Origin of the sequence: Aquabacter sp. L1I39 (genome assembly GCF_017742835.1) — a bacterium.
GTDB lineage: Bacteria > Pseudomonadota > Alphaproteobacteria > Rhizobiales > Xanthobacteraceae > L1I39.
Genome location: NZ_CP072392.1, coordinates 1756127 through 1779956, shown reverse-complemented (window position 1 = coordinate 1779956; position 23830 = coordinate 1756127). Strand labels below are relative to the sequence as shown.

General features: G+C 67.7%; 23 protein-coding genes. 16 read left to right on the top strand and 7 right to left on the bottom strand.

Annotated elements, in window-relative coordinates; translation table 11 throughout:
• Nucleotides 1-110 precede the first annotated feature (110 nt).
• The 12 genes from tsaB to trmB all read left to right on the top strand — a co-directional run bounded on the left by tsaB (nucleotide 111) and on the right by trmB (nucleotide 11100).
• On the top strand, nucleotides 111-794 hold the full coding sequence (tsaB, locus tag J5J86_RS07720; RefSeq protein WP_209104312.1) for a tRNA (adenosine(37)-N6)-threonylcarbamoyltransferase complex dimerization subunit type 1 TsaB: 684 nt from the start codon (nucleotides 111-113) through the stop codon (nucleotides 792-794).
• A 38-nt stretch (nucleotides 795-832) separates the two neighbouring features.
• Nucleotides 833-1270: a GNAT family N-acetyltransferase gene (locus J5J86_RS07715; RefSeq protein WP_209104311.1), complete on the top strand. Its 438-nt coding sequence runs from the start codon at nucleotides 833-835 to the stop codon at nucleotides 1268-1270.
• Nucleotides 1271-1412: 142 nt separating this feature from the next.
• Entirely contained in the window at nucleotides 1413-1793 is a 381-nt protein-coding gene (locus tag J5J86_RS07710) for a Fur family transcriptional regulator (protein WP_209105303.1), read from the top strand.
• Complete coding sequence (locus J5J86_RS07705; RefSeq protein ID WP_247658220.1) at nucleotides 1790-2680, top strand: lysophospholipid acyltransferase family protein; 891 nt, start codon at nucleotides 1790-1792, stop codon at nucleotides 2678-2680. The genes J5J86_RS07710 and J5J86_RS07705 overlap by 4 nt, the downstream gene beginning before the upstream one ends.
• Nucleotides 2681-2800: 120 nt before the next feature.
• Complete coding sequence (gene miaB / locus J5J86_RS07700) at nucleotides 2801-4186, top strand: tRNA (N6-isopentenyl adenosine(37)-C2)-methylthiotransferase MiaB (RefSeq protein WP_209104310.1); 1386 nt, start codon at nucleotides 2801-2803, stop codon at nucleotides 4184-4186.
• Nucleotides 4187-4251: 65 nt separating this feature from the next.
• Nucleotides 4252-5268: a PhoH family protein gene (locus J5J86_RS07695; RefSeq protein WP_247658443.1), complete on the top strand. Its 1017-nt coding sequence runs from the start codon at nucleotides 4252-4254 to the stop codon at nucleotides 5266-5268.
• A gap of 3 nt (nucleotides 5269-5271) precedes the next feature.
• Nucleotides 5272-5781 carry an rRNA maturation RNase YbeY gene (gene ybeY, locus J5J86_RS07690; protein WP_209104308.1) on the top strand — a complete coding sequence of 170 codons (510 nt, stop codon included), beginning with the start codon at nucleotides 5272-5274 and terminating at the stop codon, nucleotides 5779-5781.
• A gap of 22 nt (nucleotides 5782-5803) precedes the next feature.
• Nucleotides 5804-6796 (top strand): hemolysin family protein, encoded by a 993-nt coding sequence (locus tag J5J86_RS07685; RefSeq protein WP_209104307.1) that lies wholly within the window; start codon nucleotides 5804-5806, stop codon nucleotides 6794-6796.
• A gap of 5 nt (nucleotides 6797-6801) precedes the next feature.
• Nucleotides 6802-8433 (top strand): apolipoprotein N-acyltransferase, encoded by a 1632-nt coding sequence (lnt, locus tag J5J86_RS07680; RefSeq protein ID WP_209105301.1) that lies wholly within the window; start codon nucleotides 6802-6804, stop codon nucleotides 8431-8433.
• An 85-nt stretch (nucleotides 8434-8518) separates the two neighbouring features.
• Nucleotides 8519-8929 carry a helix-turn-helix domain-containing protein gene (locus tag J5J86_RS07675; protein ID WP_209104306.1) on the top strand — a complete coding sequence of 137 codons (411 nt, stop codon included), beginning with the start codon at nucleotides 8519-8521 and terminating at the stop codon, nucleotides 8927-8929.
• A 96-nt stretch (nucleotides 8930-9025) separates the two neighbouring features.
• On the top strand, nucleotides 9026-10219 hold the full coding sequence (metK, locus tag J5J86_RS07670) for a methionine adenosyltransferase (RefSeq protein ID WP_209104305.1): 1194 nt from the start codon (nucleotides 9026-9028) through the stop codon (nucleotides 10217-10219).
• Nucleotides 10220-10389: 170 nt separating this feature from the next.
• Complete coding sequence (trmB, locus tag J5J86_RS07665; protein WP_247658217.1) at nucleotides 10390-11100, top strand: tRNA (guanine(46)-N(7))-methyltransferase TrmB; 711 nt, start codon at nucleotides 10390-10392, stop codon at nucleotides 11098-11100.
• A gap of 12 nt (nucleotides 11101-11112) precedes the next feature.
• Here the strand turns inward: trmB and J5J86_RS07660 are convergent, their stop codons facing one another.
• From J5J86_RS07660 to J5J86_RS07650, 3 genes are read right to left on the bottom strand one after another with little or no spacing between them, the layout of a single operon-like run.
• Nucleotides 11113-12042, bottom strand: coding sequence for a prephenate/arogenate dehydrogenase family protein (locus J5J86_RS07660; RefSeq protein ID WP_209104304.1), 930 nt, complete (start codon nucleotides 12040-12042; stop codon nucleotides 11113-11115).
• On the bottom strand, nucleotides 12039-13169 hold the full coding sequence (gene hisC / locus J5J86_RS07655) for a histidinol-phosphate transaminase (RefSeq protein ID WP_209104303.1): 1131 nt from the start codon (nucleotides 13167-13169) through the stop codon (nucleotides 12039-12041). The genes J5J86_RS07660 and hisC overlap by 4 nt, the downstream gene beginning before the upstream one ends.
• Before the next feature lie 16 nt (nucleotides 13170-13185).
• On the bottom strand, nucleotides 13186-14037 hold the full coding sequence (locus J5J86_RS07650; protein ID WP_209104302.1) for a chorismate mutase: 852 nt from the start codon (nucleotides 14035-14037) through the stop codon (nucleotides 13186-13188).
• A gap of 289 nt (nucleotides 14038-14326) precedes the next feature.
• On the opposite strand from J5J86_RS07650, the gene J5J86_RS07645 reads away from it, so the two are divergent.
• Both J5J86_RS07645 and J5J86_RS07640 read left to right on the top strand, forming a co-directional pair.
• Nucleotides 14327-15937 carry a glucosamine inositolphosphorylceramide transferase family protein gene (locus J5J86_RS07645; protein ID WP_209104301.1) on the top strand — a complete coding sequence of 537 codons (1611 nt, stop codon included), beginning with the start codon at nucleotides 14327-14329 and terminating at the stop codon, nucleotides 15935-15937.
• Between the two features lie 23 nt (nucleotides 15938-15960).
• A complete protein-coding gene (locus J5J86_RS07640; RefSeq protein WP_209104300.1) occupies nucleotides 15961-16986 on the top strand; it encodes a GNAT family N-acetyltransferase in 1026 nt (341 codons plus the stop codon).
• An 18-nt stretch (nucleotides 16987-17004) separates the two neighbouring features.
• On the opposite strand, the gene J5J86_RS07635 is transcribed toward J5J86_RS07640, so the two are convergent.
• From J5J86_RS07635 to J5J86_RS07625, 3 genes are read right to left on the bottom strand one after another with little or no spacing between them, the layout of a single operon-like run.
• A complete protein-coding gene (locus J5J86_RS07635) occupies nucleotides 17005-17964 on the bottom strand; it encodes a glycosyltransferase (protein ID WP_209104299.1) in 960 nt (319 codons plus the stop codon).
• The gene (locus J5J86_RS07630; protein ID WP_209104298.1) at nucleotides 17957-18928 is read right to left on the bottom strand and encodes a glycosyltransferase; all 972 of its coding nucleotides are present in this window, start codon (nucleotides 18926-18928) and stop codon (nucleotides 17957-17959) included. The genes J5J86_RS07635 and J5J86_RS07630 overlap by 8 nt, the downstream gene beginning before the upstream one ends.
• Nucleotides 18929-18971: 43 nt before the next feature.
• Nucleotides 18972-20519 (bottom strand): hypothetical protein, encoded by a 1548-nt coding sequence (locus J5J86_RS07625; protein ID WP_209104297.1) that lies wholly within the window; start codon nucleotides 20517-20519, stop codon nucleotides 18972-18974.
• 362 nt (nucleotides 20520-20881) lie between these two features.
• Between J5J86_RS07625 and J5J86_RS07620 the strand changes: the two genes are divergently transcribed.
• Both J5J86_RS07620 and J5J86_RS07615 read left to right on the top strand, forming a co-directional pair.
• Nucleotides 20882-21538 carry a hypothetical protein gene (locus tag J5J86_RS07620; protein WP_209104296.1) on the top strand — a complete coding sequence of 219 codons (657 nt, stop codon included), beginning with the start codon at nucleotides 20882-20884 and terminating at the stop codon, nucleotides 21536-21538.
• 6 nt (nucleotides 21539-21544) lie between these two features.
• Nucleotides 21545-23011, top strand: a complete 1467-nt coding sequence (locus J5J86_RS07615) for a GumC family protein (RefSeq protein ID WP_209104295.1) — start codon at nucleotides 21545-21547, stop codon at nucleotides 23009-23011.
• A gap of 122 nt (nucleotides 23012-23133) precedes the next feature.
• On the opposite strand, the gene J5J86_RS07610 is transcribed toward J5J86_RS07615, so the two are convergent.
• A complete protein-coding gene (locus J5J86_RS07610; RefSeq protein WP_209104294.1) occupies nucleotides 23134-23820 on the bottom strand; it encodes a hypothetical protein in 687 nt (228 codons plus the stop codon).
• Between the last annotated feature and the right edge of the window lie 10 nt (nucleotides 23821-23830).

Genomic DNA, 23830 nt, shown 5'->3' with positions numbered 1-23830 from the left:
CGGGCGGGCGACGGCCACGATCGGGCTTGGGCGGGGCGATTTTCCCGCCCCCCTTCCGTCGCGGCCGGTTTCGGGGGATTGTGCAGCCGGGATTAGGGCTGTCACACCACATGTATGTTCTGGCCATTGATACGGCACTGACCGCCTGCTCGGTCGCGGTGCTGAACGGGGAAAGCGACACCATCGTCGCCGGTGATTCCGTATATATGGAACGCGGGCACGCGGAGGCGCTTGTCCCCATTGTCGAGCAGGTCATGCGCGATGCGGGGCTCGACTTTCCCGAGCTTGACCGCGTGGTGGCGACTGTCGGACCGGGAAGCTTTACCGGACTGCGGGTGGGTCTTTCCGCTGCCCGCGGCTTTGCCCTCGCCGCCCGCCGACCGGTTGTCGGCGTCTCTACGCTCGCCGCCCTCGCCGCCCCTTTTCTTGCCATGGATGACAGCCTGCCGCTGGTGAGCGCCATCGATGCCCGCCACGATCATGTCTTCCTGCAAATGTTCGGCACCGGGGGGCGCACCCTCATCGCCCCCCGCGTCATGTCGGCGAAGGATGCGGCGCGGTCCGTGGCCATCGGGCCGGTGCGGATCGTGGGGTCGGGCGCCGGTCAGGTGGCGGAGATGTGGCCTCCGGGGGAGACGCGCCCGGTGGCGGTGGAGATCATGGCCGCGCCGGACGTGGCCTGGGTGGCGCGCCTCGGCGCGGTGGCCGATCCGGCTCAGGCCGAGCCGCGTCCGCTTTATCTCAAGGCGCCCGACGCCAAGCCGCAGGATGCGGCGCGGATTGCCCGGCGGTGATTTCCTTTCCCGGTTTCTCGGCGCCCAAGACGCCGGCCGTGCGAGAGGCCGTGGCGGCCGACCTGCCCTGCCTCGCCCGCATCCATGCAGCCTCCTTCCATCGCGGCTGGGGGGTGGACGAGCTGGAGCGGCTGCTTTCGGGCCAGGCGGCCCGCGCCCACGTGGTGGCGCGGGGAACGGGCGAGCCGCTCGGCTTGGTGGTGTCGCATCTGGTGGTGCCGGAGGCGGAGATCCTGACCATCGCCATTGCCCCCGCGGCGCGGGGCAAGGGGATGGGACGCCTGCTTCTCACCCACCATCTCCAGCGTCTCGCCGGCCTCGGCGTCACCGCGTCCCACCTGGAGGTGGAGGCGGGCAATGGGCCGGCCGTGAAGCTTTACCGCGGGCTCGGCTATGGTGAAGTGGGGCGCCGCAAGGGCTATTATGCCGGCCCCGGCGGATCCGGCGATGCCTTGGTGATGCGGCTGGACTTCTGAACCCGCCCGAGGGGCAGCGCTCAGCCTCCCGCTTGCGGTTGCCCGGCCGCGACGCCATAAGCACGGTGCGGCTCGGCGAAGAAGGAGGGTATCCTTGAGCGACAAGATCAGCGCCATCGAGGAAGCCTGCCACGCCAAGGGCATGCGCATGACCGACCAGCGCCGGGTGATCGCGCGGGTGCTCACCGCGGCCGAGGATCATCCGGACGTGGAGGAGCTGTACCGACGCGCCAGCGCCATCGACGACAAGATCTCCATCTCCACGGTCTACCGCACCGTGAAGATGTTCGAGGATGCCGGCATCGTGGAGCGGCACGAGTTCGGCGATGGCCGCTCGCGCTATGAGCCGGTGCCGGACGAGCATCACGACCATCTCATCGACCTGCGCAGCGGCGAGGTGAAGGAGTTTCGCTCCGAAGAGATCGAGCGCCTCCAGGAGGAGATCGCCCGGCGGCTCGGCTATCGAATCGTCGGTCATCGGCTCGAATTGTATGTGGTGCCGCTCGAGGAGAAGCCGGCGTGACCCTGAATGTGCCGGCCCCTCAGCCGTGGGTGGACTCCTTCGACAAAGAACCCATGCCCGATCTCGGGCCCGAATGGCCGGCCGCGTCCCGTCTTCTGGACCGCATCCGCATGGGCGGCGTGCTGGTGGCCCTGGCCGGTGTCACGGCGGTGGGCATTCCCCTCCAGTTCCTGGCGCTCAAGCTGAAGCTGCCGGCCCGTCGCCGCATCCCCATGCTTTTTCACCGCGCGGTCCTCGCCCTGATTGGTGTGCGCGTGACGGTTAAGGGGGAGCCGAGCGCCGCGCGGCCTTTGCTGTTTCTGTCCAACCATTCAACCTGGCTCGACATCTGCGTTCTCGGCTCGGTGGTGCCGCTGGTTTTCGTGGCCAAGGCGGAAGTGGCGGGGTGGCCCCTCATCGGACTGCTGGCCAAGTTCCAGCGCTCGGTCTTCGTGGACCGCCAGCGCCGCGCCAAGACGGGCGCCGTGAACCAGGAGATCGCCGATCGTCTGTCCCAGGGCGACCCGGTGGTGCTGTTCGCAGAGGGCACCTCCAGCGACGGCAATCGCGTGCTGCCGTTCCGCTCGGCCCTGGTAGGCGCCGTGCGGGATGTGATGGCCACAGGGGCCGATGCGCGGGTGCAGCCGGTCTCGGTGGCCTATGTGAAGGTTCAGGGCATCCCCATGGGCCGCCAGCACCGGCCGCTGGCGGCCTGGTATGGCGACCTGGATCTGGCGCCCCATCTCCTGGAAGTGTTGCGCCAGGGCGCCATCGACGTGACGGTGACGTTCGGGCAAGCGGCCGCCCTCGATGGCCCGCTGGACCGCAAGGCGGTGACCCGGCTCTGCGAGGAGGAGGTCAAGCGCCTCCTGCAGGACAGCCTCACCGGCCGTGCCGGAGCAACGTGAGTTTCCAAATCGCCCAATTGCCAGTAAGACTGAGGATGGTTCTTACAGACACGGGGAAGACAGCGTCGGCGTCACAGCAGCGTCGCGTCGCGGCGCGAGGGTGACGACGGCAGACAGGCAATGGACGAGCCCCGCAAGCTTTATGTGAAGTCGTTCGGGTGCCAGATGAACGTCTACGATTCCCATCGTATGGCGGACACCCTGGCCAAGGAAGGCTATGTGGAGACGAGCGATCCGGCGGACGCCGATCTCGTCATCCTGAACACCTGCCATATTCGCGAAAAGGCCGCTGAAAAGGTCTATTCGGAGCTCGGACGCATGCGCAAGGCGCGCGCCGAGACGGGCCGGGAGAACATCATCGCGGTGGCCGGCTGCGTCGCCCAGGCAGAGGGCGCTGAGATCATGCGCCGCGCGCCGGTGGTGGACCTGGTGGTGGGGCCACAAAGCTATCACCGCCTGCCGGAACTGCTGGCCAAGGTGAAGGCCGGCGGCCAGGCGGTGGATACGGAATTTCCGGTCGAGGACAAGTTCGACCACCTCCCCGCCCCCAGCCTGGAGGCCACCCGCAAGCGCGGGCCCACCGCTTTCGTGACAGTGCAGGAGGGCTGCGACAAGTTCTGCACCTTCTGCGTGGTGCCCTATACGCGCGGTGCCGAACTGTCGCGGCCGGTGGCCAAGATCGTGGCCGAGGCGGAGCGCCTCGCCGGCCAGGGCGTGCGCGAGCTCACGCTCATCGGGCAGAATGTGAACGCCTATCACGGCGATGGCCCGGACGGCACGGTCTGGTCGCTGGCGCGCCTGCTGCATCGGCTGGCGGAGATCCCGGGCGTGGCGCGCCTGCGCTACACCACCAGCCATCCCCGCGACATGGATGACGACCTGATCGCCGCCCATCGCGACCTGCCGGCCTTGATGCCCTATCTGCACCTGCCCGTGCAGTCGGGCTCGGATCGGGTGCTCCAGGCCATGAACCGCAAGCATGGCCGTGTCGAGTTCTTCGAAATCATCGACCGCATGCGCGCGGCCCGTCCGGACCTTGCCCTCTCCTCGGATTTCATCGTCGGTTTCCCCGGCGAGACCGAGGCTGAGTTTGAGGAGACCATGGACCTGGTGGAACGGGTGGGCTTTGCCAGCGCTTATTCGTTCAAATACTCCGCCCGCCCAGGTACCCCGGCGGCTGACCATGCCAATCAGGTGGCAGAAGAGGTGAAGACCGAACGGCTGGCCCGCCTGCAGGCTGCCCTGGAGCGCTCCAAGCGTGCCTTCGACCGATCCTGCGTGGGCCGTTCGTTCGACATCCTCTTGGAAAAACCGGGCCGCTATCCCGGCCAGTTGATCGGTCGCTCGCCCTATCTCCAGTCGGTGGTGGTGGAAGCGCCCGGCGCCCAAATCGGCGATGTCATTCCCGTCACCATACTGGAGGCGGGGCCCAATTCCCTTTCCGGCCGGCCCGACCGAGGCGATCTGGCCGGCGAGACCCGCCCTCTTGCGGCAATGGAGGCCTGAGCTTGCGCAGATCTGGCGTCGAACGAGACCGCCCGCCGGTGCCCCAGGGCCCCGCCCGCGCAGCCATATCCGACCCCTGGGCGATCCAGGGGGTGGACGCGCCCACGCAGGTGGTGCTCGCCTTCGACGACAATCGCTTGGCCACGCTCCTGTTTGGCCATTATGGCCGCAACCTCGCTTTGCTGGAACGCAAGCTGGGGGTGAAGGCGGATTCGCGGGGCAATCACGTGACGCTGGAAGGCCCGCGCGATGCCTGCGAGCAGGCGCGCCACGTGCTGGAACACCTTTATGACGGCCTCAAGCGCGGGCGCGAGGTGGGGGCCGGCGACGTAGAGGGCGCCATCCGCGAGGCGGTGTCCCAGGGCTCGCTGTTTGATTTCGACCCCGCCGAGGATCGCCAGAGCTTCGACGAAATCCAGCTGCGCCGACGCCCCGTGCGGGCGCGCACCGCGGCCCAGGATGCCTATATCCGGGCCTTGAAGCGCCACACACTGGTTTTCGGTGTGGGGCCGGCGGGCACGGGCAAGACCTGGCTGGCGGTGGCCTATGCGGTGCACCTCTTGGAGCGGCGGATGGTGGATCGCCTGATCCTGTCCCGCCCGGCGGTGGAGGCGGGCGAACGGCTCGGCTTCCTGCCCGGCGACATGCGCGAGAAGGTCGACCCCTATCTGCGCCCCATCTATGACGCGCTCTATGACCTGATGGACCGTTCCTTCGTGGAGCGGGCGCTCCAGTCCGGCGAGATCGAGATCGCCCCGCTGGCTTTCATGCGCGGGCGCACGCTCGCCAACGCCGCGGTGATCCTGGACGAGGCGCAGAATGCCACGTCCATGCAGATGAAGATGTTCCTGACCCGTCTCGGCGAAAACTCCCACATGATCATCACGGGCGACCCCAGCCAGACCGACCTGCCGAGCGGTCAGACTTCCGGCCTTGCGGAGGCGGTGCGGCTGCTGGATGGTGTGGAAGGCGTCGGCCTGTCCTACTTTACGGCGCAGGACGTGGTGCGCCACGAACTGGTGGCCCGCATCGTCGCCGCCTATGAGGCGAACGATGCCGCCAAGTCCGGCAAGGGGGCGTGAGCCATGGGATCGGCGCGAAGTCCGGGGCCTGCGGCAGAGATCGACATCCTTCTGGAAGCGGAAGGTTGGGCCGATCTGCCGGAGGCCGGCGCGCGCTGCGAGGCGGCGGCCATGGCGGTGCTCACCGCCCATGCGGAAACCTTCGACCGGCCGGTGGAACTGGCCATCACCCTGACGGACGACGCCCGCATCCGGGTGCTCAACCGCGACTGGCGAGACAAGGACAAGCCCACCAACGTGCTGTCCTTCCCGGCCGCCGAAGTGCCCGAGGACGTGACGCCGGAGCCGCTGGGCGATGTGATCGTCGCCCTGCAGACGGTGCTGGCCGAGGCGGCCGACGAGGGCAAGGCGCCGCTCGATCATTTGAGCCACCTGGTGGTGCACGGCACGCTGCACCTGCTCGGCTATGACCACGAGCAGGACGACGAAGCCGAGGAAATGGAAGACATGGAGCGGCGCATCCTGGCGGGCCTCGGAATCACCGACCCGTATGCGCTGCCCGCCGAAACCTGAACTGAGACCCTAAAGGGAGACCATGTCCAATCTCGATTCATCGAGCGACCCCGCCTCTTCGGAGCCGCAGAGTTTTCTCGATCGATTGCGTGCCCTCCTCGGCACCTTCCGGCCCCAGGGCTCCCTCCGCACGGATCTGGAGGAAATCCTGGATGAGCAGGACACCGCCGAGGAGGTGAGCGAATTCACGCCGTCCGAGCGCAAGATGCTGCGCAACATCCTGCACCTCAAGGAGGTGGGGATTGGGGACATCATGGTGCCGCGGGCGGAAATCGTCGCGGTCCAGAAGGATGCCACACTGGGCGAGCTTATGGTCGCGTTCGCCAATGCCAGCCATTCCCGCCTCGTGGTCCATGATGACGGCCTGGACGATCCGGTCGGCATGGTTCACATCCGCGACCTCCTGACCTTCATCGCCTCCGGAGGCCGGCCCCGCGACGAGGTGGAAGCTGAAGGGCTTGAGCCCGGAGCGCTCAATCTCGGCGCCTTCGACCTCGGCCAGTCTCTGGCCGATACAGGGCTGATCCGCCGGATCCTCTATGTGCCGCCCTCCATGCCCGCCATCGACCTCCTGGTCTCCATGCAGGCCGCGCGGGTTCATCTCGCTCTGGTGATCGACGAATATGGTGGCACCGACGGGCTCGTCTCCATGGAAGACGTGGTGGAGGAGATCGTCGGCGAGATCGAGGACGAGCACGACGAAGAGGAGTCGGACGTTCAGAGGCAGGCCGATGGCAGCTTCCTGGCCGATGCCCGGACGCCCGTGGATGATGTGATCGAGGTCCTGGGTCCAGACTTCGCCCCTGCCGAACTGGTGGACGAGGTGGACAGCCTGGGAGGCCTCGTGGTCACGCTCGCTGCCCGCGTGCCGAAGGTGGGGGAGACGGTCCTCACCCCCGGTGGGTTTACCGTCGAAGTCCTGGAGGCCGATCCGCGTCGCGTGAAACGCCTGCGCATCGTGCCCCCCTCGCCTCCCGAGCGGGACGGCCCCGACGAGGCCGGCGAGGCGGCGTGACGCGCATCCGGGATTGGCTGGGGACATGGGCCGACCTTTTGCGCTCCGTGACGGGCTGGCGCAGGTGGGGCTGCGCCTTCCTGGTGGGGACGGTCTCAGCGGCCTCCACCGCCCCGTTTGACCTATGGCCGGTGCTTGCCCTCACTTTCCCGGCCCTGGTGCTCCTGATGGACGGCATCGCGCAGCGCGGCTGGCGCGGCGCGCGGGCTGCCGGCGCGGTGGGATGGTGGTTCGGCTTCGGCTATTTTCTGGCCTCGCTCTGGTGGATCGGCAATGCGTTCCTCGTGGATGCGGACGTCTTCGCCTGGCTGCTGCCGTTCGCCGTCGTCTCCATGCCGGCGGGGCTGGCTTTGTTCTCGGCGCTCGGTCTTGCGGTGGCGCGTCTGTTCTGGGGGGAGGGCGCTCGGCGCATCGCGGCGCTCTGCGTCGGCCTTGGCGGAGCGGAGTGGCTGCGGGGCCATGTGCTCACAGGCTTCCCCTGGAACACCTTCGGCTATGCGGTCACCGAGATGCTTCCGCTGGCCCAAGGCGCCGCGCTGGTGGGGCTGTGGGGGCTCACCTTCCTGACCATCCTCATCTTTGCAACGCCTGTTCTTCTGATCGATCGGCCCGTGCGGCGGGGGGGCATGGTGGTGGTCGCCGGGGCGCTCGTTCTGCTGGTCTCGGGATGGGTCTGGGGCAATTGGCGCCTCGCGACCACCGAGGTCGGTTCCGTTCCCGGCGTGCGGCTGCGGGTGGTGCAGCCTGCCATTCCCCAGAACGAGAAGTTCGTCTATGCGCGGCGGCATGCGGTATTGGACGAGTATCTGGATCTGAGCAGTCAGCCCAGCGCCCGCTATCCCGGCGGGCTTGCCGATGTGACCCTTCTCATCTGGCCAGAATCCGCCTTTCCCTTCATCTATGAATATGAACCGTGGGCACGCGAGCGGATCGCGGCCACGCTTCCCGAGAATGTCACCCTCGTTACCGGCGCCGCACGCCGTGGGCCGCCTCCGGCGGGGCAGACCTCATCTTTCTTCAATTCCATCCGGGTCATGGATCATGACGGACGGGTGCTCCAGAGTGCGGACAAGGTTCATCTGGTGCCCTTCGGGGAATATCTGCCGTTCCAGTCCTTCCTGGAGAGTCTTGGCCTCGAACAACTGACGCGGGTGCGGGGGGGCTTCTCCTCCGGATCGCAGTTGGAGGCCCTGCGCATCCCCGGCGCGCCGGCCGCCGGTCCGCTCATCTGCTACGAGGCGATCTTTCCAGGCGCCGTCCTGCCCGTGGGAGAGCGCCCCGGATTCCTCCTGAATGTGACCAATGACGCCTGGTTCGGCATGACGCCCGGCCCCTACCAGCACTTCCTCCAGGCGCGGCTGCGCAGCATCGAGGAGGGGCTTCCCATGGTGCGCGCGGCCAATACCGGCATCTCTGCCATCATCGATCCGCTCGGGCGAAATGTCGCAACCCTAGGTCTAGGTGAGCGAGGCGTCTTGGATGCAATCCTGCCTCAGCGATTGCCCCATCCGCCGTTGTCGTCACGGCATGGTGCGTTGCCCGCGCTGTTCATCTATCTGATGTCGCTCGGCGTTTGCCTCAGACATACAATTCTCTCTCTGCATCCGCGAAAACACGTAGAAGTTGATCGACGCTGATACGTTGTATGCTTATCTTGGCGTGTGTCAGGGCAGCCTTCGCTTCGCGAAGTGAGACACTCATTTCCGAGTCACCGGAGAAACCATGGCCAAGAAGGCGCCGAACCCGATCGACAAGCATGTCGGTAGCCGGGTACGTATGCGACGTATGATGGTTGGGATGAGCCAGGAAAAGCTTGGCGAAAGCCTCGGCATCACATTCCAGCAGATCCAGAAATACGAAAAGGGTACCAACCGCATCGGCGCGAGCCGTCTGCAGCAGATCTCCGTCGTCCTCGGAGTTCCGGTGGCTTTCTTTTTCGAGGGTGTGCCCACCGTCGGTCCGGAGGCCGAAGGCTTTTCCGAGACCGCTTCTCCCACTTATGTTTCCGACTTCCTCGCCACCTCGGACGGCCTGGCCCTGACCCGCAATTTCATGCGGATCTCGGATGCCAAGGTGCGTCGTCGGATCGTGGATCTCGTTGCATCCATCGCGGGGGAAGAGGCCGAAGGGTAGCGTTCGATTTGTCGAACGGATCCGGCAAGCCGGTCTTGACCGGCTTGTGGCGCTCTGCAACAACCTCGGCGTCAATTAAGTAGCGGAAAAGGCCAGATGGCGCGTTCGTCCTATCTCTTCACCAGCGAATCCGTCTCCGAAGGGCATCCCGACAAGGTTTGCGATCGGATCTCCGACGAAGTGGTGGATGCCTTCTTCCGCGCTTCCCTGGAGCAGGGCTTCGATCCGAGCCAGGTCCGGGTCGCGGCCGAGACTCTCGCCACCACCAACCGCGTGGTGATTGCGGGCGAGACCCGCGGTCCGTCAACCATCACGAAGGACCTTGTCACCCACCTCGCCCGGCTCGCCATCCGTGACATCGGCTACGAGCAGGAGGGCTTCCACTGGGAGAATGCCGAGGTCGAGGTGCTGCTGCATGCCCAGTCGGCGGACATCGCCCAGGGCGTGGACATTGCCGGCAACAAGGACGAGGGCGCGGGCGACCAGGGCATCATGTTCGGCTATGCCGTGCGCGAGACCCCGGAACTGATGCCGGCGCCCATCTACTATGCCCATCGCATCCTCAAGGTGCTCTCCGAGGCCCGCCGCAGCGGCGAGACCAAGGTGCTCGGCCCCGATGCGAAAAGCCAGGTCACGGTGCGCTACGAGCAGGGCAAACCGGTCGGCGTCACCCAGCTCGTGCTCTCCACCCAGCATCTGGACGAGAACCTGTCCTCGGTGGATGTGCGCCACATTGTCGAGCCCTATATCCGCCAGGCTCTCCCCGACGGCTGGATCACGGACGAGACCGTCTGGCACGTCAATCCCACCGGCAAGTTCGTCATTGGTGGTCCCGATGGCGATTGCGGCCTGACCGGCCGCAAGATCATCGTGGACACCTATGGTGGCGCGGCCCCCCATGGCGGTGGCGCCTTCTCGGGCAAGGATCCCACGAAGGTGGACCGCTCGGCGGCCTATGCGGCGCGCTATCTCGCCAAGAATGTGGTGGCCGCCGGCCTTGCCGACCGCGCCACCATCCAGCTCGCCTATGCCATCGGCGTGTCGGATCCGCTGGCCGTCTATGTGGACCTGCACGGCACCGGCCAGGTGGACGAAGCCAAGCTGGAGAAGGCCCTGCGCGAGGTGGTGAACCTGCGTCCGCGCGGCATTCGCGAGCATCTGGGTCTCAACAAGCCTATCTATGCCCGCACCTCTTCCTACGGCCATTTCGGCCGCTCCCCCGAGGCCGATGGTGGCTTCTCCTGGGAGCGCACCGACATTGCCGAGGCCCTGAAGGCCGCATTGGCCTGATCGCATCCTCTCCTTCCAGATGGCCGGACGAACCGATTGCGTTCGTCCGGCCATCTGCGTTAAGGGCCCTCTCGCACCGCTCCGGCCCGCCTGAATCTTTCGGCTTGATCCCGTTGGGTGCGTCACCGGCCGCTCATGGCCTCTTTGACCAGCATTTTCCGGGTTTCGACGTGGCCACCGATCCGTCCTCCGCTCTGCCCTTCGATCGCGCTGAAAAGGGCTCCTTCTATGGGCGGCGGGTCGGCAAAACCTTGCGGTCCATCCCGGCGGAAGCGCTGGCGCGGCTCCTGCCTGTCTATGGGATGAGCCTCGAGGCCGCTGGCGACCCAAAGGCGCTGTTCGACGAGCCGGTCCGCGACCTGCGGCTGGAGATCGGCTTTGGCGGCGGCGAGCATTTGATCACGTGCGCCCTCGCCGCGCCCGATGTGGGCTTCATCGGCGTCGAGCCCTTTGTGAACGGCATGGCGCGCGGGCTGATGGACTTGTCGGCCTCCGGCGCCCGCAATGTGCGGGTGTTCGACAAGGATGCCGCCTTGCTGCTGGCACGCCTGCCGGAAGGGGCGTTCGGGCGCGTGGATCTGCTTTACCCCGATCCCTGGCCCAAGCGCCGGCATTGGAAGCGCCGCTTTGTTCGACCCGACAATCTCGACCTGATCGCGCGCGTCCTGCGGCCCGGCGGCCTGTTCCGCTTTGCCAGCGACGTGCCGGACTATGTGGACTGGACGCTGCGGGAAGTGCGGGCGCATCCGTCCTTTGGCTGGCTGGCGCAGACGGCGGACGATTGGCGCACGCCCTATGAGGGTTGGCCCGGCACGCGCTATGAGGCCAAGGCGCTCCAGGCAGGCCGGGTGCCCAGCTATCTGCGGTTCGAGCGCCGCTGAGCGCATCCCACGTCAGGAGCCGGCGGGCGCCCCAGGCCGACGGCCGAAGTCGGGCGCCGCCGTTTCCTGGCCCTGCTCGATGATGGAGCGGCGGATGGCGCGGGTGCGGGTGAAATGGTCGAACAGCGCCTGTCCGTCGCCATAGCGGATCGCCCGCTGAAGGGCCGAAAGGTCTTCATTGAACCGCCCCAGCATCTCCAGCACCGCTTCCCGGTTGTACAGGAACACGTCCCGCCACATGGTGGGGTCGGATGCGGCGATGCGAGTGAAGTCGCGGAAGCCGCCGGCCGAGAATTTGATGACCTCGGACGTCAGGGTCTGTTCCAGATGCGCCGCAGTGCCCACGATATTGTAGGCGATCAGATGCGGCACATGGCTGGTGATGGCGAGCACCAGATCGTGGTGCTGGGCGGACATGGTCTCCACATTGGAGCCGAAGCCGCGCCACAGCGCGGTGACCGTCTCCACCGCCGCCGGATCTGCCTCGGCCGGCGGCGTGACAATGCACCAGCGGCCTTCAAAGAGGGCGGCGAAGCCCGCGTCGGGGCCAGAGAATTCCGTGCCGGCCACCGGATGGGCGGGCACCAGATGGGCATGAGCGGGAAGATGGGGCGCCATGAATTCTAGGACGGCTGCCTTCACCGAGCCCACGTCCGAGACGATGGCGCCCGGCTTCAGGGCCGGGGCGATCTCTGCCGCCACAGCTCCGGAGGCGCCGACGGGGACGCAGGCGATGACGAAATCCGCCCCCTCCGCCGCCGCTGCGGCACTGTCGGGCACCTCATGGGCAAAGCCGAGCTCGCGCACGCGCGCGCGAACCGCCGGATCCTGGTCGGTCACGACCACGATGCGGGCAAGGCCTTTCTCGCGGGCGGCACGGGCCACTGAGGAACCGATCAGGCCCGCGCCGATGACGGCGAGCCGTTCAACCAGGACGGTCACTTCTGCGCTCCCGCCAGGAAGTCGGACAAGGCGCGGAGGGCGAGGATGTTCGCCTCTTCCGATCCCACCGTCATCCGCAGGGCGTGGGGCAGCCCATAGGCCCCCACCGGACGCAGGATCAACCCCCGCTGGGTGAGGAAGGCATCCGCCGCGCGCGAGCTATGGGGACCCTCGGCGGCGAAATGGATCAGCACGAAGTTCGCGACCGAGGGCGTCACCTTGAGGCCGAGCGCGCCGATCTTCTGCGTCAGCCAAGCGAGCCAATGGTCGTTGTGCTTCACCGCCTTGTCCACGTGCGCCTGATCGCCGATGGCGGCGATGCCGGCAGCCAGCGCGGGGGCGCAGACATTGAAGGGGCCGCGCACCCGATTCAGCGCGTCAATCACCTCAGCCGAGCCCACCGCCCAGCCCAGCCGCAGCGCGGCAAGGCCGTAAATCTTGGAGAAGGTGCGCGTCATCAGCACGTTGGACGCCGACAAAGCGAGGTCGAGGCCGGAATCGAAGCCGGGCCGGCGCACATATTCCGCATAGGCCGCGTCGAGCACCAGCAGGACATGGGCCGGCAAGGCGGCGTGCAGGCGCTGCACTTCCGAGAAGGGCAGGCAGGTGCCGGTGGGATTGTTGGGATTGGCCAGGAAGACGAGGCGGGTGCGCTCGCTCACGGCGGCGAGGATCGCGTCCACATTGGCCGTGTGCTCGGTTTCCTCGGCTACAACAGGGGTCCCGCCCGCCGCCAGCGTCGCGATGCGGTAGACCAGGAAGCCATACTGCGTGAAGACCGCCTCGTCGCCCGGTCCCACGAAGGCCTTGGCGGCTAGGGCCAGAAGCTCATCCGAACCGGCGCCGCAGACGATCCGGGCGGGGTCGATGCCGTGCGCCGCACCGATGGCCTCGCGCAGGGCCGTGGCGGCGCCGTCGGGGTAGTCCTGCAGATAGTCCGCGGTGGCGAGGAAGGCGGCGCGGGCCTTCGGGCTCGGTCCGAGCGGGGTCTCGTTGGAGGAGAGCTTGAACACCTTTTCCACGCCGGGCGCCTGGCTCTTGCCGGGCACATAGGCGTCGATTGCCAGAACGCCGGGGCGCGGCACGGGACGGGAGGTGTCACGCAGATTGTGTGCGCGAGCGGTCATGGAAGCACTCCGGAAATCACGGGCGGGCGGACGCGTCCGCGCCATGTCGGTAGGGAACGGCGTGGCTGCCGGCGAGCACCGCCCCACGCACCCCGGCCCCAGCCTCCGTGAGGGCGGCGAGCGCCCGGTCGCGCGTGCCGGCCGGCACGCTCATCAAAAGAGCCGCGCCCGACAGCGAGCCATCGGAAGCCGCGACCACCTCGGCGGTGGCGGACACGGCGCTGGCGGCCTTCGGGCTCCAGTCGGAGACCCGCACGCTCCACACTTCGACCTCGGTCACCGCCGCATCATTAATGGGGTGGGAAACGACGAACACGGGAAGCGCGGCCGGATGGTCCGCCCGGTCCACGAAGGGCAGGCGGGCGATGATCTTGGGGGCGTTTGCAGGCTCCAGCGCCGTCCACCACGCCTCGCCCCCATAGGGCGCCGCAGCCGGCAGAAGGCCAAGATCGCCCTTGGATGCGGCGACGGCCTCGATCACACCGCGCGGGCCCATATGGGGCACGAAGGGCGTGGTGAACCCGAAATGAAAACGCGCGCTGTCGCGCATCAGCGGCTCGCCCACCGACAGGTCCGCATGCACCGCATAGGGCGCCTGGACATAGGTGAAGGTGGAGATGATCACCCGCCAGATGCTCTCGACCGTGTCGAGCGGCAAAAGGCCGTGATGGCGCTCCACCAGGCGCCGCATCATGGCGGCCTCGCGCGCGGGCCGGAAGGCCGAACCTTCGGTCTGGTTGCGCTTGACGGCCACTAGGCGGTCGATGATCTCGCCGCGCTCCATGAGGAGGCGATGCATCTGTTCGTCGATGCGGTCGATCTCAGCGCGCAGGTCGGAGAGGGAGGGGATGGAGGAAGGTGAGGTCATGGGGATCACGAAGCCGGATTGCTCCTGTAGACCCACCACGGCCCAAGATCAAAGCATTGTTGCGGTGGCGGCATTTGCCCGCAGCCGCCCCCGATGTCCACGCCTTGACTTAGCGGGTGCCCCATCCCCAATATCCGGGGCGAAAAATGCGGGCGGGGCAAATGCTTAACGTGTTCGCCGACAAAGGAAGGCGGTCGGCGGGGCGCTCGGCCTCACCGGCCCGGCCAGTTGGCGTCCTGCGCCCATGAGCCCGGCCCCTCGCGCGCCATCCCCCCCTCTCGACGCACCCTTGCGGGTCGGCATCCGGCTGGAACAAGCGGGCTGCGCCGAATGGGTGGCGCGCCTCATCGGTGACCTTGCCGCCGACCCCCGCTTCACATTGGCCTGGATCGGCCGGGAGACCGATCCGTCCCTTTTGTCCCACGCCGCCGGCTATGCCGCCTGGGACCGGGCACGGGTGGCCGAAGCCCCCGATCCGTTGGACCATGTGAGCTTCGAGGCCCTGCTGCAGCGTCATCCGGCACTGTCTGGCGCGGCGGGCAAAAGCGGGCAGGCGCCGGCCGATGCGCTCGACGTGGTCCTGGACTTCGGTGCCGGACGTGCGCCTTTCCCCGCCGCGCGTTTCGGCGTCTGGTCCTTTCGCCTCGGAGGCGGGCGGCTCCTCGAGGCTGGCGAATTTGGCGTGGCCGAGCTGTTGCGCGGGGCCACCTTCTGCCAGCTGGATCTCGTTTGGGAGGGGGGAGAGGGGGGCCCGGTGGTGCTCTCCCGGACCTTCGGTCCCGTGAATGATGCTTCGCTCTGGCGCACGCGCGCACCGGCGGTGTGGAAGGCCCGCGCCATCGCCATGCGGACCCTGGCCGATCTGGCGCGGCTCGGCCCTGACGCGTTCTTTGCCCGGGCGCTCGCCCGCAATGGCCGGCAGGTGCCGCAGCCGCACCCGCCCATATCGGTCATGGGCATGCGGTGCCTCAGGGCGAAGCTGGTCTTCCGCCGCCTGCTGGCGCCCTATCGCGTGGTGCGGGAGCAGTGGCGCGTTGGAGTGCGGGTGCGCCCGCCCGCAGGTGCGCCCGACGCTCCCTGGGGCAGCGCCGCCTGGGCGCGGGGCTTCCGCTTCGTGGAGGCGCCGTTCGACCGCTTCTATGCCGATCCCTTCCTGTTCGAGCACGAGGGCCGCACCTGGCTGTTCGTGGAGGACTGGGACTGGAAGGTGGGCAAGGCCATCATCAGCGCCGCCCCGCTCGCCGAGGACGGCACCCTCGGCGCCATGGTGCCGGCTCTCGAGCGGCCCTATCACCTGTCCAATCCGCTCATCTTCGCCGATGGCGGGGAGATCTACATGATCCCCGAGACCATGGCGGCGCGGCAAGTGGAGGTCTATCGCTGCCTCGCATTTCCCGGCCGATGGGAACTGGTTTGCACGCCGCTGACCGATCTGGATATTGCCGACGCCTGCGTCCTGCGGACATCTGCCGGCTGGCTCATGCTGGCGTCCATCGCCTATGAGGGTGGCCTGGGCTGGGACGAACTGCACGTCTTCAACGCCGATGCCCTCTGCGGCCCCTGGACGGCGGACCCCGACAATCCCGTGGTCTCGGACGTGCGCACCGCGCGTCCGGGGGGCCGCATGTGGGAAAAGGATGGCCGCCTGTTCCGGCTGGCGCAGGATTCCGCCGGCCGCTACGGCTCGGGTCTCGGCTTGTTCGAGGTCACCCGAGAGGCCTCGGGCGCCTACCGGCAGGAGCCGGTTGCGACGCTCCGCAGCTTCGACTTCGCCATGAACGGCGTCCATGCCTATGATTCCGCCGGCCGGTTCGAGGTTGTGGACGGGCGGCACTACCAATTGGCCCTCGGGCGGTGGCGGGCCTATTGGCCGCTGCCGCGTTGGCTGGGCCGGCGGTGACGGGGAAGGGGAGGGGGGCGGACATGGCCGAGGAAAATGCGCCGCGCTGGGTCCCCCGGCTCGCCCGGCGGGCCGACCTTCCGGCCATCCATGAGCTCTACCGCACCATCTGGGGCAGCGGCCGGAGCCTGGAGCACCTGGCCTGGAAGCTCTTCGATGCCCCCTTCGATCCCATCCCCCCCGCGCTGGCCATGGATGGCGAGCGTTGCGCGGGCGTCTATGCGGTGATTTCCACGCCCCTGATCCTGGATGGGGCGAAGGTCATGGGCGCGCAGTCCGTCGACACCATGACTCACCCGGACTATCGCCGCCAGAACATGTCCGTGACGCTCGCCCGCTTCTGTTACGCGGAGGCTGAGCGGCGGGGCTTCACGCTGGTCTATGGGGTTCCCAACGAGAACTCCTATTCCATGTTCATGAAGAGGTTGGATTGGCGGCACATTGATGAGGTGGTGCGCCATGTGCGCCCGCTCTGCGCCCCCAAGCGCGTGCCGGGCCTGCTGGCGGGGCCGCTCGATCTGGCGCTGGCGCTGCATGCGCGGGGCGCGGCCCTGTTCGGGGCGCGGGCGCGGGTGGTGCCGGTGAGGCCGGAGACGCGCTTCGTCCTGCCGGAGACACCAAGCCCCACGGCACGCTGCGTGGTGGACAAGTCCGATCCATGGTTTGCCTGGCGCTATGGGGCCGAGCCGGGTGGGCGGTACGAAATGCTCACTCTTGGGCCGGCGGAGCGGCCGGATGCCCTGGTAATCTTCGACCAGATCGAGGACGAGGGCGATGGACGCTCCCATATCCGCGTGTCCGAATGGCTCGCCACCTCGCCTCGCGCCCGCGCCACGGCGCTTCGGGCGGTGGTGGCCCTGGCGTCGCGGCGCGGCTGTGGCTCGGTTTTCCTGTTCACCAACGAGCCGCAGGCCGGCGCCCTGCTGAAGCGGAACCTCTTCTTCGCGCGGGACACCATGCCCCTGTGCCTCGGTGGCCTCGGCGCCTTCAAGGCGCGCGAGCCGGATCGGGCGGGAGCGCTGGTGGTGCTGGGCGGCGACAAGGACTGACGGGCGCTCTCGACGCCGTCATTTCAGCCGAAGCAGGCGGGCGGTGTCATAAGCCGCTTCGCGCCCCAGACGCCAGGAGGGCGCCTTCGCGAGCGCCGCCAGATGCGCGCACAACGCCTTAAGCCACGCGCCCCGGCTGCGGGCGCGTTCCGCCCGCGCATCGAGAAGGCGGGCCAGCGCCACGCCGCGCCAGGGCTGGGGCACCGCCGAGGGGTCGGGCACGCGGGCACGGAAAACGCGCTCCACCGTGTCCACCAGCACCTCCATGTTGCGGCTGGTGGAGCCGGGCCGAACCAGATAGCGGGTCGACCGGCGCGTCGAACACCAAACGCTTCCCACTTCGGCGAGCTTGAGCCAGAGGTCCCAGTCCTCGCTGATGCGCAGCTCTTCGTTGAAGCCGCCCACCGCCTCCAGCGCCCGCCGGCGGGTGATGACGGAGGAGGTGCCGCACACCATTTCCGCCAGCAGCATGGCGAAGGCATTCGGCCCCAGCGGCAGCAGGCCGGACCGTCCGCCGATGAACGCGCGGAAGAGGGGCCAATAGTCGAACTGGTAGCCTACCAGCCGGCCGTCGGGATCCACCGACATGACGTCGGCGAAGGTGAGCGAAATGGCGGGGTCGTCCTCCATCAGCGCGAGGCGTTCCGCCAGGGCGCCGGGCAGATACTGGTCGTCCGCGTCCAGGAAGGCGATGATGTCGGCCGTCGCTGCCGCAATGCCGGCGTTGCGCGCGGCGGCGACGCCCGTCGGCTGGTGGACCAGGGCTGTGAGGCGGGGGTCGCGCGCCGCCTGCGCGGCGAGCCAGGGGCCGGTGCCATCGGTCGAGCCGTCGTCCACCACCACGATCTCGATCTCACCTGGGCGGATGTCAGTCCCGTCTTCCTGGGCGCGGATGCTGGCGATGGCGTCCGGCAAATAGGCGAGGCAATCCCGCGTGGGGATGACGACGCTGAGGCGGGGGCGCGTCTGCTCAACCATAGGCCTGCGCCACCTTGTCGATGATCCGTTGGATCAGCTCGGCTTCGCCGCCGAGGCTCACGGCAAGGCGCCGTCCCGCACGGGCAGTGCGCACCCGGAGCAGATCGTCGCGCCAAGCGCTGTCGATCATGGCGGTGAGCGCCTCCGGGTCCTCCGGCGGCACGATGAGAGCTTCCTCGGTGAAGATGTCCGACATGCCCGGTCCTTCGGAGCCGATCACGCACTTGCCGACGGCCATGGCATTGAGCGCCGTGCTGATGCCGGAGGCCACGATGCTGGTCTTCAGGACCGGGATGACCACCAGCTTGGCTCCGGCCAGCATCCGAAGCTGGGCCTGCGCGCTGCCGTCGTCGGGGAGCTGGGCGACGTTGGGCGGCAGCTGATCCAGCGAACGGGAGAAGCGCGCGCCGTGGCCAATCAGATCGGACGGCTTCACCGCCGCGATGGCGCCGGGATAGGGCAGGCGCTCCATGGCGGCGAAGAAGGTGTCGAAGTCCCGTAGCGAGCGGCCGAAGCACAGCACATAGTCCTCGCGCTTCTCCACCGTGGCCACCGCTCCGGGGTCGAGATTGACCTTGAAGGGTATGTAGGCGCAGCGGGCGGCGGGAATGCCATAGGCTTCCGTCAGTCCCGTCGTGTCCTTGAACAGGTTGAGATAGAGGTCCGCCCGTGACAGCAGGAAGCGCTTTGCCGCGAAAATCAGCTTTGCTTTCAGGCCCGATCCGGGCCGCCGCAGCACGAGGTCGGAGGCGATGAGCGGGCGGCGATAGCCAGGTAGCGTCAGGCGGGCCAGCGCCAGCTTCATGGTGAGGTCGGGATCGCAATTGACGAGGAAGACGGCGTCCTTTGCCTCGCCCTCCTCCTTGAAGTCCTCCAGGGAGCGGGCGACGATTGTGCGCCCCACCACGCCATTGGCGGCCCGCCAGCGCAGCGGCATTTCCTTGTAATTGGTGACGATCAGCATCGCCGGCCGCGCCCCCCGCGCGTCATCTGGCCTGTCGTGCGCGTCACTTGGCGCCGCCTTTCGGCAGGTCCAGCCAGTCGGGGAGGGAGGCTTTCAGGGCTGGCGCCGCGCCCGGCGTGCAGGTGCCCGGCCGGTGCCAGAGGCAGGCGGGGCCGCGGGTGCCGTTGGCAAAGCACTCCACCAGGGTGAAGCCTTGGTCCGAGAAAGTCTGGAGGCTCTCGCCGGGGCTCTCGCGGGTGGAGAGGATGTAGTTGAAGGCGGCGGTTTGCGCCCGCGCGTCGGGGTCGTCCGCATCGGTGCCATAAAGCGGGATCCGCCGGTCGAGGAAGACATAGCCACCACTTAGCCACCAGGCGCTCGCCGGGGCGATGGCAAGGCCGCAGGACTTGGGGTCCGCATTCACCATGCGCGTCGCCAGGATGGTGCCCCGGCCCAGCACGAAGTGGGACGAAAAATAGCCGAAGGCACCCAGAAGGCCGGAGGTCACCACGATGAACAGGACGCCATAGGCCGCCAGCAGGCCGGTGCGGACCTTGCCTTCCCACAGACGCAGGGTGAGCTCCGCGCCGCCAATGCCGCACAGGACCAGAACCAGAGGAATGCCCGGATACATGTAACGCGGGAACTTCATGGCCACGAGTTCCAGCACCAGCACATTGGCCACCGCAATCACCAGCAGCAGCGGCAGGCGGCGCATGCCCACCAGCGCGGTCACCACCATCAGGGCGAAGGCGCCGGAATAATAGGCCAGGATCCAGGCCGGATAGGAATACCAGGGAATGTAGCCGAACTTGCCAGAGCCGGTCTCCCCGATGCTGGAGCCCTGGTACTTCACATATTGAATGATGGAGTTGAACGGCACGCCCCAGGTCGCCCAGTCCAGCACGCCCAGCACCGCCATGGAGGCAATGCCGCCCAGGGCCAGGGCCACATAGCTGCGGATGTGGAAGCGGGCGACACCGATGGCGGTCACAGCCGCCATGGGGCCAAGCTGCATGCGGAAGGCCACGGCCAGACCCAGGAACACGCCCGCCCAGACGAGGCGGCGGAAGTCCCGCTCGGGCCCGTTGGGATAGGCCAGATAGACCCCTGGGATGAGGAAGAAGGTGCCGAACGTGTCCTGGAGCGGATGGCCGGAATAATAGACGGTCTCGAACCAGAAGGCACCGAGCGCGCCGCACAGCACGGCGCCCAGCGTCCCCACGAAGCGCCAGCCCCACAGGAAGCTTGGCACCACCATCAGGAGCGAGAACAGCGAGCAGACCATGGCCGCCGCCAGGACCTGCGCCTGCGGCCCGCCGCCGATCAACTCGGCCACCTTCATGGCCGGGGCGATGAGGCCCGGTACCAGCCAGGAGCGGGCGCCCACGGCGAATTCCCAGGGCACCAGGCCCTGCCCGTAGAGCAGGCGATGGGCCTGCTCGAGATACTGCATGGTGACGTCGGCATAGGAGGTGTTGGGCCACCAGGCGAAGACGAGCACCTTCACCGCGAAGGAGGCCACCAGGAAGGCCGCCAGCACCACCTTCATGGATGCAGGCAAGGGCCGCGCCGCGCCGGTCCACCGTTCCGCTTCACCCGTCGCCGCCATGCCCATCCCCAGTCCGCAACGCCGTGGCATGGCTCTTCTGCGCGGGTAGAGGCCTGCCCGCGAGGAACATCGTGCCGCGCCTTTCAACCAAGGGCCGGAGGCTGCCCCATCGAACCAGCACCCCCGCCCTGGCTCGCGGCCCCTCCTGCCCCACCTTCACGTCTAATTCGGACGCGCCGGAAGGTGAAGCGGAAGGATTGGAAATTGTCGGACCCTGTCCGCCGGTTGCTGAGTCGGCCGGGGCGAAATTTCCCACGGCTGGCATTACACTCGCGGACATGATTCGCGCGATGACGATCCCGCCGCGCCCTTCCCGGCGGACCTCCATCCGAATCCGGCTCCCCGGAGCGCTTCTGGCCGGATTGTCCAGTCTCCTGCTGGCGGGCTGCGCGACCAATCCCGATCCGGTGGCCCTCATCCCCTCCACGGTTCAGGCTTCCGTGGTGACGGAGGATCGGATGCTGGGCCCGGAGGGCGGCAGCGGCGCCGTCTCCGTGGACGACATGCTCGCTGCCGCGCGAGGCGCCCCGGTCGAGGGAGGCACCGCGCCTGCCGGGCCCCCCGCTGCCGCACAGGCGGCAGAAGCGGTCGGGTCCGCGCCCGCGCCCGCCGCAGAGGGCGCTGGGCGCTCTACCCAGCAGACAGCGGCAGCCATGGTCGCCGGATTGCCTGCCACGCGCCAGTCGGAAGGGGCACCGGCAACCACTGGCTCGGTGTCCGCAGCGGCCACTGGCAAGCGATTCGAGGTGACATTCGACGGTGCCGATGACCAGCCGTCCCCCGCCCAGGCCGCGGCGCTTTCCAAGGCGGTGAAGGCCGCGCGGCTTCCTGCTAAGACAGGAGTAACCCTAATTGCCGGGCCGGGGGGCGGCGCAACGCCTTTTGATCAGGCGCTTCTGGCGAACAAGCGCGCCCGTGCGGTAAAGTCCTTGCTGCCGGCGGACTGGACCAGCACCCAGGTTTATGACCCGGCCGGCGAACCCGACACGGTGAGCATCGTCGTCGGTGCGAGGAATTAAGACGGTATGTTGGACAACACGGCTGATACCATCGCCTACATCGTCCAGGTGGCGTGGCGCCGGCGGTTCCTGGCCTTCATCCCGGTTCTGCTCCTGCCGCCGCTGGCCATCATCGCGGCCAGCGTCGCTCCACAGCGTTACGAAGCGCGCATGACTTTGCTGGTGCAGGAAAATGCCAAGCTCAACCCGATCCTGAATGACATTGCGGTCAGCCCCAATCTGAAAGAACGCATGTCCGCCCTCATCGCGCTCGCCCACTCGGAAGTGGTGCTGGGGCGCGTATTGGAGGATCTCGGGCGGATCGGCCCCAACACAGATCCCAAGGAGCGGGACAATATGGTCCGCGCCCTTTCCGGAGCCGTGAACATCCAATTGCTCGGCACCGACATCATCGAGATGCGCTACCGGGCGCTGGACCCGACCTCGCCCTCTGCGGTGCTGCAGGCGCTGTCCCGCCGCTTCATCGAGCGCCTCGTCTCGCCGGAGCGCACGGCGGTGGAAGACAGCGAGCGCTTCCTCAAGCAGCAGATGGATGAACGCAAGCAGGCCCTCGACCAGGCCGAGAAGGCCTTTTCGGACTTCAAGATCGCCAATGCGGACAAGCTGCCCGCCATCTACAATTCGACCGTTGGCCGCCTCGCCACGCTGCAGCAGCAGATCGAGGCCAAGGAGATGGACCTCGGGAGCGCCGACGCCACGGCCCAGGATTTCCGCAAGCGCCTCGCCACCACCAATCCGCTGGTGGGCCGGATCGAAGAGGCCATCGTCCAGGTTTCCGCGGAGCTGGCCTCCCTTCGCGCCCGCTACACCGATCAGCATTCGGAGGTGCAGGCGGCCATGCGCAAGCTGTCGCGCCTGGAGGAAGAGCGGCAGCACCTGCTTGCCTCGGCCCGAGACATCGAATCCACGGACCTCGACCGGCTCTGGAACATGGCCGCCGGCGTGACCCAGAACCAGGACGGCACCGAGCCCAAGAATGCGCCCCTTCTCGTCTCGCAGCTCCAGCGCCTGCAGGAAGTGCAGGCCCGCCGCGTGGCGCTACAGAAGGAAGTGGAGCAGATGAAGGAGCAGGCGGTGCTGCTCCAGCGGGACATCGCCGCCTTCGGCCCCATTGAGCAGCAGCAGCAGACCCTGGAGCGGGCGGTGAATACCGCGCGCGACAATTACGAATCCCTGGCCAAGCGTTACGAAATGGCGCGTGTGACGGGAGCGCTCGGCCAGTTCGAGGCGCCCGAGCGCGTGAAGGTGCTGGAGCCGCCGAGCAATCCGGCTCCCAAAGTCACGCCCGGCTATGTGCTCTATGTGCTGGCGGGGATCATTGCCGGCATCGCGCTCGGCGGCGCGCTGGCGGGGGCGGCGGAGTTGCTGGACACCCGCTTGCGTCGCCCCTCGGACTTCTCGCGCCTGTTCGGCGTCCCGGTCATCGCCCGCATCCCTCGCATCCAGCAGGTGGGCCGCCCGGTCATGCCATAGAGTCTTTCTGAGCGCAGTGGGAATGGGCGGACGGAAATGCGCTGGAACGCTCCAGGGGCCCGGACGGCGGCCGGCCTCTCGGAAAGGCGGTTGCTTCCGGCGTCCGTCCGCGAATGGCCGCGTCAGGACTTGGTGTTGAGGATCTTGGTGCGTTCCACGAAGTCGACGAACTTGTGAACGAGGCCGGGAGCGAGCCGCGAGAAATGGCTCGCGCCCGATATGAGCTCCTCGCCAACCGTCTGGTTGAAGCGGTCATTCACCACCACGCCCTGGAGCGGGGCGCCGGCTTGGCGAAGCACATTGGCCGCGCGGGATATGGACGGGCGCGTATCCAGCCCGGCGAGGCAGACGACGATCACGCTCTCGCAGGCGGCAGCCACGGTGGTCACCGGCACCGCCACGCGCTCGCGCGGTTCCACGGCCGCCAGATCCACCACAATCATGTCGTAAATGTTCAAGAGACGGTCGAACATGGCCCGTACCGCGCCGGCATTGCGGAACGAGAAGCTCTGCTCCGGGGTCGGAGCCGCAATCAGGCTATCGAAGCCGCGCAGGTCGGCGCTGGCATAGCTCGCGATGTCCTCGTCGGTGGGAATCCATTGCGTGGCCTGGGCGGGAACCGCGGCGGTGGGATCGGACAATCCCACCAGCAGGGCGCGGTTCTGGCGCTGGCAACGCTCCGCGAGGGCCGCCGCCAGCACACTGACGCCGCTTCCGCTGCGCACGCTGGTGATCCCCACTACGCGCGAGCCTTGCCCGAAGGTCGCGAGATAGACCGATTCGACCTCTCGCAGGCCTCTACCCCACATGGTGCCCGTT